Here is a 14,399-nt window from a genome sequence, read left to right on the forward strand (position 1 = left end):
GCCCGTTCGGTACTCCCTGCCTCGTTCGGCAGCTTGAACTGCCGAACGAGGCAGGAAGTGCCGAACGCTGACCTATCCGGCGGGCTCGAGCTCGCGCGGCGGCACGACCGCGGCGTCGCGCACGACCCGGTCGCCCCACGGCGCGTCCAGCTCGACGACGAACGGCGTCGCCGGGTTCGAGGGACAGCTCTGGTCGCCGCCCCTGGGCGCGACGACGACGACCAGGTCCACCACGTCGCTCGACTCCGTCAGCTCGACCAGCATGACCCTGCCCTCCGCGTCCTCGCCCGAGTTGCAGCTCTGCTCCGTCACGAGCACGGCCACCTGCGTCGACGCCGGGTCCGGCGCGTGGTCCGGATCCAGGGTCAGCGTCGCGACCCCCTCCCCGACATCACGCCGGAGGGTGCACTCCCCGGACATGCTCAGCCACCACCCAGAGGCCGCGTCCGCCGCGACGTCCCGCTGCACCGTGAGGATCTCGTGCGTGCGCACGTCCCCGGCACCGCGGACCTGCGGCGCGTCGAGCTCCCGGATCAGCGCGACCCATCGGTCCGACTCCGACACCACGAGCCAGTCCGCCGGCTCGATCGCGGGTACCTCCTCGCCCCGGAGCGCGGCCTGTCCGTGCTCGCCGAGCGTCGCGGCCGAGCGGCCACCGTCCAGCACGGCCGGCGGGACCGGCTCGTCGGCACACCGGTAGTCGGGCACGTCCGCGGGCTCGGGCGTGCCCGTCGCGCCCGGACCCGCGCACCCGGCCACCGCCAGCGCCGACACGACGGCGACGACGACGGCGGCGGTGGCGGCGAGCCCGCCGGTGTGCGCTCTGCTCCCCATGCTTTGACTGTGTGCCCAGCCGGCGCGATCTTGCACGCGCGAGTCCCGCCGTCGGCCCCGTGCCGGTGCCAGGATGAGATCCTCGGGGTGCCCCGCACCCGACACCAGGAGATCCGCCGATGCCCGACCCGCTCGGAGACCTGCTCTGGCTGACCCCGACGGAGGCGCTCGCCGTCGTCCTGGCCACTATCGGGATGTATCTCGCGATGGTGCTCCTGGTGCGGGTCCTCGGGCCACGGATGCTCGGAGCGATGTCCAGCTACGACCTCGTGGCGATCATCGCGTTCGGCGCCGTCCTGGGGCGCGCCGCGCTGGGCGAGGTCGCGGTGCTGGGCGGCGGGCTGGTGGCGCTGCTGACTCTCGTCGGCCTCCAGGCCGTCGCCGGGGGGCTGCGGGCGATGCCGTTCGGCGCCCGGGCGGTCTCCTCCGAACCGGTGCTGCTCCTGGCCGACGGCCGCGTGCTGGAGAAGCAGCTGCGCCGCGCCCACGTCTCCCCCGCCGAGCTGGCGTCCCGGCTCCGGCTCGCGGGCGTGGCGCGCTACGACGACGTCGCCGTCGCGCTGCTGGAGCCCACCGGCGCGATCAGCGTGCTGCGCCGGGGTGCGCCGATCGACCCGGAGCTGCTCAGCGGGGTCGTCGGAGCGCACCTCGTCCCGGAGGACCTGCTGGCCCGCCGGCCGGTCGTCGGCGAAGCCCGACCCGACCACTGAGACGTTCAGACCGGCACTTCGTGTTCTGACCGGCAGTTCGGAATGCCGGTCAGAACACGGAGTGCCGGTCGGATCGGCGACCTCAGGGTGACCCGGGGTCGAATCCGGGGGTCACCGGATACCGAGGTACCGCCGTCGTGCCTAGCGTGGAGGCATGAGCAATCCCCAGACCGTCCAGCAGCCCCGTAGGTTCTACCGCCCCAGCAACGGCCGCGTGATCGGCGGGGTCTGCGCCGGCATCGCCGACTACTTCGGCTGGAGCCGGGGCCTCGTGCGCCTCCTGACGGCGCTCTCGATCCTCATCCCCGGCCCGCAGGTCCTGGCGTACATCGTGTTCTGGATCCTCATGCCCGACGAGCGCAAGGTCTACGGGGCCTGACCACTACCTCGGCGCGAGCGGTACTACCTCGGCGCGCGACCCCCTACCTCGGCGCGAGTCGCACTACCTCGGCGCGCGACCCCCTACCTCGGCGCGGGCGGTACTCCCTCGTGCCGAGGGGCGTTCCCTCAGCGGATGTCCGTCGGCGGCACCGCGTCCATGTCGGTGAAGTCCTGGTTCTCCCCCGCCATGGCCCACACGAACGCGTACGACGACGTCCCCACGCCCGAGTGCACCGACCAGCTCGGCGAGATGATCGCCTGACGGTCCGCGACGACGAGGTGGCGCGTCTCGGTCGGCTCGCCGCACAGGTGCAGCACCCGGGCGTCGGCGTCGAGGTCGAAGTACAGGTAGCACTCGGTGCGCCGGTCGTGGGTGTGCGCGGGCATCGTGTTCCACATGGAACCGTCGTGCAGGCGCGTGACCCCCATGACCACCTGGCAGGACTGCACGCCGTTCGCGTGGACGACCTGCTCCAGGGAGCGACGGTTCGACGTCACCTGGTCGCCGAGCTCGAGGGTGTTGCCCTCGCCCGGCAGGGTCAGCACCGTCGGGTACGAGGTGTGCGCGGGGGCGCTGAACAGGTAGAACGCCGCCCCGTCGCCGGCGAACGACACGTCCCGCGTGCCGCTGCCGATGTACAGCACGGCGCAGTGCGGCAGCTCGTACGTCTCGCCGTCGGCAGTCACCGAGCCCGTGGAACCGACGTTGACGATCCCGACCTCGCGCCGCTGCAGGAAGTACTCCGCGCGCAGCTCGTCGGGGTTCGGCAGGGCGACCGGCTCGCCCGTCGGCAGGACGCCGCCGAGCACGATGCGGTCGTGGTGGGTGTACACGGTCCGTGCCTCGCCGGGCACGAAGAGGTCCTCGACGAGGAACCGCTCGCGCAGGCCCTGCGTCGTCAGGCCGGGGATCTCGGTGGGGTTCGTGGCGTAACGCTGTTCCATGGTGGTGCTCCTTCGGTCGTTTCTCAGCGCACGAGCCAGCCGCCGTCGACGGGGACGACGGCGCCGTGCACGTAGGCGGAGGCGGGCGAGGCGAGGTAGACGAAGATCCCGGCGAGGTCCTCGGGGGTGCCCCACCGGCCGGCCGGAATGCGCGCCGAGATCGACTGCTCGCGCGCCTCGTCGGCGCGGATGGGGGCGGTGTTGTCGGTGGCCATGTACCCGGGCGCGACGGCGTTGACGTTGACGCCGCGGCCCGCCCACTCGTTGGCGAGCGCCTTGGTCAGGCCGACGACGGCGTGCTTGGACGCCGCGTAGCCCGGCACGAGGATGCCGCCCTGGAACGACAGCATCGAGGCGACGTTGATGATCGAGCCGGCGCCGCGTTCGAGCATGCCGCGGCCCACGGCCCGCGAGAGGTGGAAGACGGCGTCGAGGTTCACGGCGAGCACGGTGTCCCAGTCCTCGGCCGGGTGCTCCGCGGCCGGGGCACGGCGGATCGTGCCCGCGTTGTTGACGAGCACGTCCACCTCCCCGAGCTCCGCGACCACCTCGGCCACCGCCGCGTCGAGCTCCGCCGGCGTCGCCGTCGCGAGGTCGCGCCGCACGCTGAACGCCCGGCGGCCGAGTGCCTCGATGCGCGCGATCGTCTCGGTGGGCTCGCTGCGGTCCAGCAGCGCGACGTCGGCACCCGCCTCCGCGAGCGCCACCGCGGCGCCCTGCCCGAGGCCGCGGCTGGTGCCGGTGACCAGGGCGACCTTCCCGTCGAGCCGGAACTGGTCGAGGATCATGCGTTCCCTCCGTCGGTGCCGTCGTCGGCCGGGGTGGCGGGCCACCAGGGCGAGACCCAGCCCGGCAGCGTGAGGCGGGTCAGCGCCTCGAGGTAGTAGTAGTCGCCCCACAGGCAGCCCTCGTCGACGCCCTTGCCCTTGGGGGCGTCGTAGACGGCGTGCAGCAGCAGCGCGTCGGACGCCTGGTCCGGCCCCGGGGTGTACCCGGCGACGAGCGCCGCGAGCATCTCCCGTCCGGCGGACTCGTAGCGCGCCGCGGTCCCGGCGTCGTGCGACACCGAGGCCAGCTCGAGGAGCCCGCAGGCCGCGATGGCGGCGGCCGACGAGTCGCGCGGTGCGTCCGAGCCGTCGGTGTAGACGAGGTCCCAGAAGGGCACGCCGTCGGTGGGCAGGTGCGCGAGGAAGTAGTCGGCGCAGCGCTCGGCGGCACGCAGCGAATCCACGTCACCCGAGGTGCGGTGGTGCAGCGCGAACCCGTAGATGCCCCACGCCTGGCCCCGGGCCCAGCAGGAGTCGTCGCCCGCACCCTGCTCGGTGGCACCGCGCAACGGCTGCCCCGACTCCGGGTCCCAGTAGAACGTGTGGAACGTGGAGTCGTCGTCCCGCAGCAGGTGGGTGCGCACCTGGACCACGTGGCGGGCCACGACGTCCGCGTACCGCGCGTCACCGGTGGTCTCGGTGGCCCAGGTCAGCAGCGGCATGTTCATGAGGCTGTCGACGATGGTGCGCCCGCGCTGGGCCGGGTCGGACAGGTCACCCCACGCCTGGATGATCCCCGCCGACGGCAGGAACCGCGTCATGAGGTGGTCGGCGGCCGCGAGGGCCGCGTCGCGGGCGGCGGCGTCGCCGGCCAGCCGCCACGCGTTGACGCTGGACAACGTGTACAGGAAGCCGAGGTCGTGGGTGTCGAGGTCCTCCCCGGCGTGCACGCGCCGGGCGAAGTCGGCGGCGTGCGCCAGCGCGGAGGCCCGCAGGTCCGCGTCGCCGGTGAGCTCCACGGCGAGCCACTGCATACCCGGCCAGAAGCTGGTGGTCCAGTCGCGGTTGGCACCCTCGGCGAACTCGGCGGTGGCGGGGCGCAGCGGGTAGAGGTTCTCCCGGGTGGTGGAGTCCGGGTACCGCGTACCGAAGGCCGCGGCGTTGCGTCGGACGGTCGCCACGGCAGCGGCGACGGCGCCTGCGAGGTCACCCGGTACGGGGTGAGCCGCACCGGACGAGGAGTCGGTCGCCGCGGCGCGGACGTCGATGGAGGGCATGGGTCGATCTCGCTTTCCGGCGCACCAGGATGCGCCGTCGGGGTGGTTCAGGAGGCGGCGACGCCGGGCGCCCGCCGGTGCTCGCCGTCGGGCAGGGCGGACCGCAGGGCGAACCGGCACCCGCCCCAGACGACGAAGAGCAGCGGGGCGGCGACGAACCCGAGGCCGACGGCCGGCCGGGTGGCGACGATGCTCAGGAGCATGCCGAGCACGGCCAGGGCGGCGACGCTGAGGTACCAGCGGCGCACCGCCAGGTAGAGGCTGGTGCGCAGCAGGTCGCGGAGCCGCGCCGTGGGCAGCTCCGGCACGGCGACGAGCGCCATCAGCGCGGTGAGCACGGTCAGCACCAGCAGGGTGACGAACACCGGGATCGCCGCGGCGCCGATGCGCGCACCCCACACGGCGGCGACGTCCACGGCGAGCACGACGACGACGGCGCTGGTCATCGCCCCGATCGCCAGGGCGCGCCGGGCGTGCCGCCGGTAGGCGCGCCAGAAGGTGCGGACCGCCGTCGTCGAACCGTCGGCCGACAGGGCGGAGAAGACGGCGAACGCGGCGACGAGGGCGGGGGCCACGAGCGGGGCGACCACCGCGAGGGCCGGCCAGGACGCGCGCGGGTCCGTGGTGGCCAGCAGCACGAGGACCGGGAGGCAGGCCACGACGAGCATCGCGTTGGTGGCCAGCCCGACGTACACGGTGCCGAACACCGTCTCGTACGTCTCCTGGCTGACGAGCCGACGGCGCGGCGTCCCGGCGCGGGGGCTCCTCGCGCTCATCCGGTGCCCCTCTGGGCTCGCTCTCATCCCTTGACCCCCGCCGTGGCGATGCCCTGCACGAAGAACTTCTGCCCGAACAGGAAGATCACGGCGATCGGCAGCACGGAGATCACCGAGCCCGCCATGATGAGGGCGTGCTCCGCGTTGTACTGCCCGACGAACGTCTGCAGGCCGAGCTGCAGCGTCCACAGGTCGGGGCTGCGCAGGTAGATCAGCGGTCCGAGGTAGTCGTTCCAGGTGTTGACGAAGGTCAGCAGCGTCAGGCTCGCGATGGCCGGCGTGGACAGCGGCAGGATGATCCGCCGCCAGATGCCGTACTCGCTCATGCCGTCGATCCGGGCGGCCTCGCTCAGCGACTCCGGGATCGACTCGTAGTACTGCTTCATGAGGAACACGCCGAACGCGCTGAAGGTCTGCAGCGCCAGGATCGACCAGAGGGTGTTGGACAGCCCGACGTTCGAGAGCATCACGAACTGCGGGATCATGTACGCCTGCCACGGCACCGCGATGGTGGCGACGTACAGCAGGAACAGCGCGTCGCGTCCCGGGAACCGCATCTTCGAGAACCCGTAGGCCGCGAAGCTCCCGGTGAGGACCTGCAGGAACGTCACGCTCACCGACAGGACCAGGGTGTTCTTGATCCACGTCGTCATGTCGGACTTCGCCCAGATGTCGACGTAGTTCTGCCACACGAACGGGTCGGGGATCCACTGCAGCGGCACCGTGAAGACCTGGTTGTTCTCCTTCAGCGAGGAGATCACCATCCACACGAACGGCAGCAGGATGCCGGCGGCGGCCACGGCCAGGGCGGTGTAGCCGGCCACGCGGGACGCCTGGCGCCGCCACCGGGCGCGCACCTGGGCAGGCCGCAGCGGGGTGGCCGACGCGCCGGCCGCGGGCGGGGAGACGGCAGCCATCAGGCGTCCCTCCTTCGGTTCCAGAGGAACTGGACGATCGTCACGGTGATGCAGAGGAAGAACAGCGTCACGGCGACGGCGGAGGCGTACCCGAACTGGTTCTCCTCGAAGCCCTTGGCGTAGATGAACTGGCTCAGCACCAGCGTCGACTGGCCGGGGCCGCCGTCGGTCATCACGAGGATGAGGTCGAAGACCTTGAGGCTGTTGATCGTGAGGATCACGGTGACGAAGAACATGGTGGGGCGCAGGCACGGGAGCGTGACGTTCCAGAACCGGGACCACGCCCCGGCACCGTCGACGCGTGCGGCCTCGTAGAGCTCGGGGGGCACCGTCTGCAGCCCGGCGAGGAGGAGCAGCATGTAGTAGCCCATCTCGCGCCACACGCCGACGATGATCACGGCGGGCATCGAGGAGTCGGCCGACGTGGTCCATCCGGGCGGGTTCTCGACCCCGAGGAAGGACAGGAACTGGTTGATCGGCCCGTACTCCGGGCTGAACAGCATGTTCCAGACCACCGCGATCGCCACGATCGAGGTGATGTACGGGAAGAACGCGACCGTGCGGAAGAACGCGACCCCGCGCAGCTTGCGGTTCAGCAGCAGCGCCAGGCACAACGACGCCACCAGCGTGGCCGGGATGTGCACGGCCGAGTAGTAGATCGTGTTCCACAGCGCGGTGCGGTAGCTGGGGTCGCCGACCAGCCGCGTGAAGTTGTCGAGGCCGACCCACTCGGCCCCGCCGAACACGTTCCACTCCGTCAGGGACAGGTAGAACAGCGTCACGACGGGGATGAGGGTCAGCAGCGCGAACCCGATGAAGTTCGGCAGGATGAAGCTCCACCCGATGAGGGTGTTGCGCCGCTTCAGCCGGCTGCCCGGCCGGCGTCGGCGGGGGCCGGGCGGCGCGTCCGGGAGGGGGCCGGGTGGACCGCTGCGGCGGTCGTCGACGGCGGTCGTCGCCATGAGGGACTCCTGTGTCTGGCGGGTGGGCCCGGGGGTACCGCGCGGGCGGCGGCACCCCCGGGGAGGTGGGGACCAGTGCGGGACTGCTCCCGGCCGGGCCTGGGCCCGGGGTCAGCCCGGCCGAGCCGGTGGCTCGGCCGGGCCGGTGGGTCAGCCGACCTCAGCGGCGGCGCGGGACTCCGCGCCCTCGATGGCGTCGGCCACGGACGACGACTCGGACATGATCTCCGAGTGGGTGTCGCCCAGGATGTTCTGCAGGGCGGCGGTGTCGGCGTCCACCGGGTTCTCCGGGCGGGTGTCGTGGGTGGCGAACGCGAACTGCGAGAGCTCGTCGGTGGGCACGCCGTCCAGGCCGAAGTAGGTCTCCACGACGCTGTCGCTCAGCAGCGCCGGCGTGATGCCGATCTCGGCGAGCGCCTGCGCGCCGCCCTCGCCCGCGGCGAAGGCCAGGAAGTCCTTGGCGGCGGCGACCTTCTCCTCGTCGAGGGCCGGGTTGATCCCCAGACCGGTCGGGTCGCCGAAGGTCACCGGGGTGGCGTCGGTGCCGGTGGTGGAGGCGTCGGCCTGCGGGATCGGTGCCATGCCCCACTCGAACTCGTCGGCCTCGCCGGACTCCTGCTGCGCGAGCAGGGTGGCGACGTACCAGGAGCCCATCGGCATCATCGCGGCCTGCTGGGTGCCGAACTGCGCCTGGTAGGTGAGCTGGTTCGTGGTGACGGTGCCGAAGTCGGCCTGCGCCCCGGCGTCCTGCAGCGCGACGGCCTGGTCGTAGAACGGCTCGAGGTAGCCGAAGTCACCGCTGGTGAGGTCGGCCCCCTCGGTCTGTGCCAGGGCGAAGCCCTGCACCACCGACTGCCACGAGTGCTGGTAGGTGCCGAGGGCGTCGCTGCCGGCCTCCTCGAGACCGCTGGTGAGGTCCTCGGCGGCGGTGGCGTAGTCGTCCCACGTCCAGGAGCCGTCGGGCTCCGCGACGCCGGCCTGCTCGAACAGGTCCTTGTTGTAGTACAGGACCCAGGAGTCCTGCCGGTACGGCACGGCGTAGCTGGAGCCGTCGACCTCGTAGAAGTCGACGCCGCCGGTCGCCGGGTCGAGCCCCTCGGTGACGTCGGAGACGTCCATGAGCTGGCCGCCGTCCTGGTACGTCCAGAAGTTCTTGAGGTTCTTCTGCACGTAGATGTCGGGGGCGGAGCCGGCCGCCAGGTCGGCGATCATCTGCGTGTCGTACTCGGTGGCGTCGTACTCGGCGAGCTCGACGGTGACGTCGGGGTTCTCCTCGTGGTACGCGTCGGCGAGCGTCTGGAACTCGGGGGTGGTCGACAGGCTCCACCCGGCCAGGGTCAGCGTGACCGGGCCCTCGGCCGCGGCGGCGGGCTCGTCGCCGCCGCTGCCGCTGCTGCAGGCCGTCAGGGCCAGGACGACCGCGGCGGTGCCGGCCGCGGTGGGGATCATGCGCTTCATCGGTGCTCTCTCCTTCGAGTGGACGGCCCGCCGTCGGGCCGTCGTGGCAGGAATGCGGGGTCGTCAGTCCAGACGGGTCGACGTGGTGACGCCGTCGGGCCAGCGGACGACGGCGTCGGTGCCGTCGAGCGTCAGGGTGGCGGGATCGTCCGCCGCGGTGGGGTCGGGTGCGGGCACGGGGTCGGGCGCGGTGCCGCGCAGGGTCAGGAGCACGGCGAGCCGCCGGCCGGGCTCGACGGCGGCGTCGAGCACCGGGACCCGGGCGTGCTCGCCGAGCGGGCTCGCCCCGTCGCGCTCGACCGTGCCGGCGGTCCAGTCCCCGACCAGCGGCTCGAGCCGCGAGTCGAGCCCGTCGCCGGCGACGGTGGGCCAGCCGGACACGCGCAGCGCGACCGGTGCCGCGCCGTCGGGCACGTCGTCGACCTGGACGCACCGCACCTCCCACGGGCCGCGCACGAGCGAGACGGTCGTCAGGGTGCCGGCAGGTGTCGCGGTGCCGCGGCGGCCGGAGCCGTGGTCGCGCTGGCCGGGCTCGGGGTCGAGCCAGTGGGCGGCCGCGCGCGACGCCGCGACCGCGACGGCGGAGTCGCCGTGGCCGCGCACCTCGGGCCCGCTCAGCACCTCGAAGCCGGTGCGGTGGGTGGCGCGGCCGTCGGCGTCGAGCAGGGTCACGGACTGCTCGGCGGGCGAGTCCCAGCTCTGCTCGTCGAGCCACGGGCTGGTGGCGGTCGAGTAGCCGAGCCGCGCGTACAGCGGGGAGTCGCCCCCCTGCGCGCCGGGCAGCGCGTGGTCGGTGCCGTGGTTGACGACGCGCACGACGCCGTCGGCCCGGGTGCCGCTGACGATCCAGCCGGGTGCCGCGACGGTGCGCAGCACGTCGCCGGTCTGCACGGGCAGGGGTTCGGCGGGCGCGGTCCACACGGGGTGGTCGGCGGGCAGCGCGAGGCCGAGCATGCCCTTGCTCGCCCAGTACGGCGAGCCCGGCCCGGAGTAGGCCTGCGCGATCCGCGGCCAGGCGTGATGCCAGCCGAGCGTGAGCAGGCCGTCGTCGTCGGGCGCGCCGCGGCCCGCGAAGTGGCCGACGACGGCGCTCGCGGCGTGGCGCAGACGGCCCGGCGAGTGACTGGGCACCTCGGCCATGGCGCCGACCCAGAAGGGTGCGGCGGCGGCGAAGCGGTAGGCGAGCGAGCGGCCCTGGACGAGCGGCGAGCCGTCGCCCCCGACCAGGGCGAGCGCGTCGCCGAGGAACCGGTCGAGCTGCGCGACGTCGTGCTCGCGGCGCTCGGCGGCCAGGTCGTGGGCGCCGGCCATGCGTGCCCACAGCGTCGGGTAGAGGTGCAGCGCCCACCCGTTGTAGTGGTCGAAGGAACGCTCGGCGCCGTCGGCGAGCCAGCCGTCGGCACGGGCGAAGGTGTCGTGGGTGGCGAGATCCTGGCGCATCTCGGCGAGGGCGTGCGGGCCGCCGGCGCCCCGCAGGAACGTCTGGACCACGAGCCGGAACCAGACCCAGTTGATGCGCGGGTAGGTGTCGTCGCCGACGGCCTCGGCGAGATAGTCCACGACCTGCTCCTGGACGACGGCGTCGAGCCGGTCCCAGATCCAGGGGCGGGTCAGGTCGAGGATCAGCGCGATGGAGGCGGCCTCGACCTTGGCCTGCCCGTGCTCGGCAAGGCGCGGCCAGCGCTCGGGCGAGGCCGGGTCCGTCCCGGTGGCCAGGCCGGCGGCGAACCGCTCGGCGTAGCCGTGGGGGTCGTCGCCGCGCTCGCCCGCCAGGCGGAAGCCGCCGAGCAGGAACGTGCGGGCGAAGCCTTCGAGCCCGTCGATCGCCCGGCCGTAGCCGCCCTCGGGACCGGGCAGCGTCACGCGGGCGCCGCCGGGAGACGTGTACGGCGCGACGGCGGCGAGCAGGTGGTCGGCGTGGGCGGCCCACCGGTCACGGTCCCAGCTGTCCACGGCGGCCGGCGAGCCGTGCACGCCGGTGGCACCGGGCATCCCGTGGATCGTCGCTGACTCGCTCATGCCGTCCTTCTTCGTCGACTGTCGATCGCCGTCGTGGCGATCGCCCGGTCCGCAGTGACCGAACATGTTCGAAGTAAAGAGGTCAGGTTCTGGCCATGTCAACCGCGTTGCTGTACCGTGATGATCGTTTCCGATCGTTTTGCTGTGCGTATGACCTGTGACTGATCTCGATGGGGAGAGATGGGGACCGACCGATTCACCGGGCCGCTCGCCGCGGCCCTCGCCCCGGCGCTGCGCCGGACCACGCTCGCCGCCGCGCTCCGTGCCGCCGACCACGCGTTGCCCGTGGCCCCGGCGACCGACCGCTCCGTGTGGGAGCCGCGCACCGGCGTCGTCCACCCGACCGCCGGTGCCGTCGTCGCGCGCGCCCGGGCCGACCTCGGCACACCGTGGCCCCAGCCCCTGGCCAGCACCGCCGCCCGGCTGCACCGCGACGGCGACCGCGACACCCACGAACAGCTCGTGTTCGCGCGCCAGCACCGGCTCTCCCGGGCCGTCCTGGCGGCGGCGACCACCCTCGAGGACCGCTGGGTCGACGAGGCGGCCGACGGGATCTGGCAGCTCTGCGAGCAGAGCTCCTGGTGCTGGCCCGCGCACGACGACACCCGGGCGGTCCACGGGGCCGTCCTGCCCACCGTGACCGACCCCTACCTCGACCTCGGTGCCGGGGAGGCGGTCGGCCAGCTCGCCTGGGCGGACCACGTGCTCGGCGCGCTGCTCGACGAGCGGTACCCCGGCCTGCGCGGGCGCATCCGGCACGAGGCCCGCACCCGGGTGATCGAGCCGTTCCTGCGCCGGCGCGACTGGCACTGGCTCGGGCTCGACGGGCGCGTGCACAACTGGAACCCGTGGATCCACGGCAACGTGCTCGTCGCGGCGCTGCGCCTGCTCGACGGCCCCGACGACGCCACCACCCGCCTGCGGACGGTGGAGCTCTGCGTCGAGGGCATCGACCGGTACGTGGCCTCGCTGCCCGACGACGGCGCGATCGACGAGGGCTACGGCTACTGGTGGAACGGCGCCTGCCGGGCGCTGGAGTCGCTCGACCTGCTGCGCCACGCGACCGGGGGCGCGCTCGACGCGCTGGCCCCCGGCGTCGTGCCGCCCGCCCTGCGCGAGACCGTCGCGTTCCCGCACCGCATGCACCTGGGCGGCGACTGGTACCTCTCCGTGGCGGACGCCCAGGCGCGCCCCACCGACGTCCACCCCTGGCACGCCCTGCACCGTGCCGCCCGGGCCGTCGGGGACGCCGACGCCGCGGCCTACGCGGTCTCCCGGCTCGCGTCGGGGCCCGGCGCACCCGCCGCGCCGGCCGCCGAGGCCGGGGCCGGGCTGGGCCGGCTGCTGCGCGGGCTGACCGACACCGCGTGGCGCGACGCCCTGGCCGCCGGGGCGACCGCGCCCCTGCCCCGGACCACCTGGTGGGCCTCTACCCAGGTGCTGCTCGTGCGGCCCGAGGCCGGCACCCCCGCCGGGCTGACGCTCGCCGTCAAGGGCGGCCACAACGGCGAGGCGCACAACCACAACGACGTCGGTTCCGTCGTCGTCGCCTCCGACGGCGTCCCCGTGATCGTCGACGCCGGGCGGCCCACGTACACGGCGCAGACCTTCGGGCCGGACCGCTACGACCTCTGGACCATGCAGTCCTCGTGGCACTCGGTGCCGCAGGTCGCCGGCGTGGCCCAGGGAGCCGGGCAGGAGTTCGCCGCCCGCGACGTCGAGCCGGTCGGCCCGCCCGACGACGCCACCGGTCTCGCACTGGGCCTCGCCGGCGCCTATCCGCACGAGGGCCTGCGGTCCTGGCGACGCACCGCGCGGCTGGAGCGGGTCGGCGACGTCGCCCGCGCCGTCGTCGACGACGCGTGGGACCTGGACACCCCGGACGACGGCGGCACGACCGTGCGCTTCCTGCTCGCCGGCGACGTCGACCTCGACACGGCGCGCGCCGTCGTCCGGCCGCTCGACGGCGCGCCGCCGGTCGAGCTGCGCTGGCCCGCCGAGGTCCCCGCCTCCCTGATCCGCCGCGAGCTGGACGACCCGATGCTGTCGGGCGTCTGGGGCGCGCTGCTCACCCGCCTCGACCTCGACGTCACCGGCCGCACCGCGCTGCGCGTGGTCGTCAGCATGGCCGACCCGACCCCGAAGGAGACGCCGTGACCCAGGAGTCCCAGCGCTCGCCGCTGCCCGCGGAGCGGCACTCCCACCTGCTGGCCGCCCTCGAGCGCGACGGCGTGGTCCGCGTCGCCGACCTCACCACCGAGCTGGGCGTCACCCCGGTGACCGTCCGCCGCGACATCGCGCGGCTCGAGCGCGAGGGCAGGCTCGTCCGCGTGCACGGCGGGGCCGTCGCCGCCGCCGCGCACGACGGCGCGCGCGACGAGGAGCCCGACGACCGGCACCCCGCCGGACGTTCGGCGCCCGTCGTGACGCCGGGCGCCGACGCGGCGATCGGCGTCCTGGTCCCCTCGCTGGACTACTACTGGCCCGGCGTCGTGCGCGGCATGGAGGCCGAGGCCCGCCGCCACGGGCTGCGGATCGTGCTGCGCGGCTCGTCGTACGACACCGCGGACGAGCGGCCGGCGCTGCGCCGCCTCGTCGAGGCGGACGGGGTGCGCGGCATCATCTGCGCACCCCGCATCGACGGCACCACCGTGCACGACGTCGCGAAGTGGCTCTGGGCGTCCGACGTCCCGCACGTGCTCGTCGAGCGCGAGGCCGCACGGGCGCCGCACCGGGACGCCCTCGAGTCGGTGGTCTCGGACCACGCGCTCGGCGCGCTCATGGCCGTGCACCACCTCGCGGACCTGGGTCACCGGCGGGTCGGTCTGGTGCTGTCGCGCGAGTCGCCCACGTCGCGCAAGGTCGCCGCCGGCTGGCGGGCCGCCTGCTCCGACCTGGGCCTGACCAGCGCGGAGCACTTCGAGCGCCTGGCGCCCGACCGGAACCGGCCCGAGTTCTCCGGCGTGGTCGACGAGGTGGTGAACACCGCGCTCGGCTCGGGGACCACCGCGCTGCTGGTGCACTCGGACCCGGAGGCGTCCGCCGTCGCGCAGCGCGCCATGGACCGCGGCCTCTCGGTGCCGGGCGACCTGTCGATCGTCGCCTACGACGACGAGGTGGCCAACCTGTTCAGCCCCGCCATGACGGCCGTGCGGCCGCCGCGGGACGCCGTCGGGCACGCCGCGGTGGACCTGCTGGTCAAGCGGCTGGCCGACCCGTCGCGGCCGGTGCACCGCATGGCGATCAGCCCCCGGCTGATGGTCCGCGAGTCCACGGGCCCCGTGCGCCGCTGAGGAGGTCCCGCCGGGGCCGAGCCCCTGCGCGCCGCCCGCCGAGAACGCACGAGCGTCCCG

At 73.8% G+C, this 14,399-nt stretch carries 13 protein-coding genes; 4 read left to right on the forward strand and 9 right to left on the reverse strand.

Annotated features, from left to right (window positions below; all coding sequences use genetic code 11):
- Positions 1-72 precede the first annotated feature (72 nt).
- Positions 73-834 carry a hypothetical protein gene (locus tag BCL65_RS04440; RefSeq protein ID WP_106265583.1) on the reverse strand — a complete coding sequence of 254 codons (762 nt, stop codon included), beginning with the start codon at positions 832-834 and terminating at the stop codon, positions 73-75.
- Positions 835-953: 119 nt separating this feature from the next.
- On the opposite strand from BCL65_RS04440, the gene BCL65_RS04445 reads away from it, so the two are divergent.
- On the forward strand, positions 954-1,544 hold the full coding sequence (locus BCL65_RS04445; protein WP_106265585.1) for a DUF421 domain-containing protein: 591 nt from the start codon (positions 954-956) through the stop codon (positions 1,542-1,544).
- A gap of 154 nt (positions 1,545-1,698) precedes the next feature.
- Complete coding sequence (locus tag BCL65_RS04450; protein WP_106265587.1) at positions 1,699-1,923, forward strand: PspC domain-containing protein; 225 nt, start codon at positions 1,699-1,701, stop codon at positions 1,921-1,923.
- Between the two features lie 128 nt (positions 1,924-2,051).
- On the opposite strand, the gene kduI is transcribed toward BCL65_RS04450, so the two are convergent.
- The 8 genes from kduI to BCL65_RS04490 all read right to left on the reverse strand — a co-directional run bounded on the left by kduI (position 2,052) and on the right by BCL65_RS04490 (position 11,046).
- Complete coding sequence (gene kduI / locus BCL65_RS04455) at positions 2,052-2,870, reverse strand: 5-dehydro-4-deoxy-D-glucuronate isomerase (protein WP_106265588.1); 819 nt, start codon at positions 2,868-2,870, stop codon at positions 2,052-2,054.
- 23 nt (positions 2,871-2,893) lie between these two features.
- Positions 2,894-3,658 (reverse strand): 2-dehydro-3-deoxy-D-gluconate 5-dehydrogenase KduD, encoded by a 765-nt coding sequence (gene kduD, locus BCL65_RS04460; protein ID WP_207767653.1) that lies wholly within the window; start codon positions 3,656-3,658, stop codon positions 2,894-2,896.
- Positions 3,655-4,914, reverse strand: coding sequence for a glycoside hydrolase family 88 protein (locus BCL65_RS04465; RefSeq protein WP_106265590.1), 1,260 nt, complete (start codon positions 4,912-4,914; stop codon positions 3,655-3,657). Before BCL65_RS04465 ends, kduD begins: the two co-directional genes overlap by 4 nt.
- A 47-nt stretch (positions 4,915-4,961) precedes the next feature.
- Positions 4,962-5,690: a DUF624 domain-containing protein gene (locus BCL65_RS04470; protein ID WP_165799910.1), complete on the reverse strand. Its 729-nt coding sequence runs from the start codon at positions 5,688-5,690 to the stop codon at positions 4,962-4,964.
- 23 nt (positions 5,691-5,713) lie between these two features.
- Positions 5,714-6,607 (reverse strand): carbohydrate ABC transporter permease, encoded by an 894-nt coding sequence (locus tag BCL65_RS04475; RefSeq protein WP_106265594.1) that lies wholly within the window; start codon positions 6,605-6,607, stop codon positions 5,714-5,716.
- Positions 6,607-7,569, reverse strand: a complete 963-nt coding sequence (locus BCL65_RS04480) for a carbohydrate ABC transporter permease (RefSeq protein WP_106265596.1) — start codon at positions 7,567-7,569, stop codon at positions 6,607-6,609. Before BCL65_RS04480 ends, BCL65_RS04475 begins: the two co-directional genes overlap by 1 nt.
- 150 nt (positions 7,570-7,719) lie before the next feature.
- The gene (locus BCL65_RS04485) at positions 7,720-9,027 is read right to left on the reverse strand and encodes an ABC transporter substrate-binding protein (protein WP_106265598.1); all 1,308 of its coding nucleotides are present in this window, start codon (positions 9,025-9,027) and stop codon (positions 7,720-7,722) included.
- A 63-nt stretch (positions 9,028-9,090) separates the two neighbouring features.
- Complete coding sequence (locus tag BCL65_RS04490) at positions 9,091-11,046, reverse strand: DUF2264 domain-containing protein (protein ID WP_243400759.1); 1,956 nt, start codon at positions 11,044-11,046, stop codon at positions 9,091-9,093.
- A gap of 180 nt (positions 11,047-11,226) precedes the next feature.
- On the opposite strand from BCL65_RS04490, the gene BCL65_RS04495 reads away from it, so the two are divergent.
- Both BCL65_RS04495 and BCL65_RS04500 read left to right on the forward strand, forming a co-directional pair.
- Entirely contained in the window at positions 11,227-13,203 is a 1,977-nt protein-coding gene (locus BCL65_RS04495; protein ID WP_106265600.1) for a heparinase II/III domain-containing protein, read from the forward strand.
- Positions 13,200-14,339 carry a LacI family DNA-binding transcriptional regulator gene (locus BCL65_RS04500; RefSeq protein WP_106265602.1) on the forward strand — a complete coding sequence of 380 codons (1,140 nt, stop codon included), beginning with the start codon at positions 13,200-13,202 and terminating at the stop codon, positions 14,337-14,339. Before BCL65_RS04495 ends, BCL65_RS04500 begins: the two co-directional genes overlap by 4 nt.
- Positions 14,340-14,399: the final 60 nt, after the last annotated feature.

This window comes from Isoptericola halotolerans (genome assembly GCF_003003075.1).
GTDB lineage: Bacteria > Actinomycetota > Actinomycetes > Actinomycetales > Cellulomonadaceae > Isoptericola > Isoptericola halotolerans_A.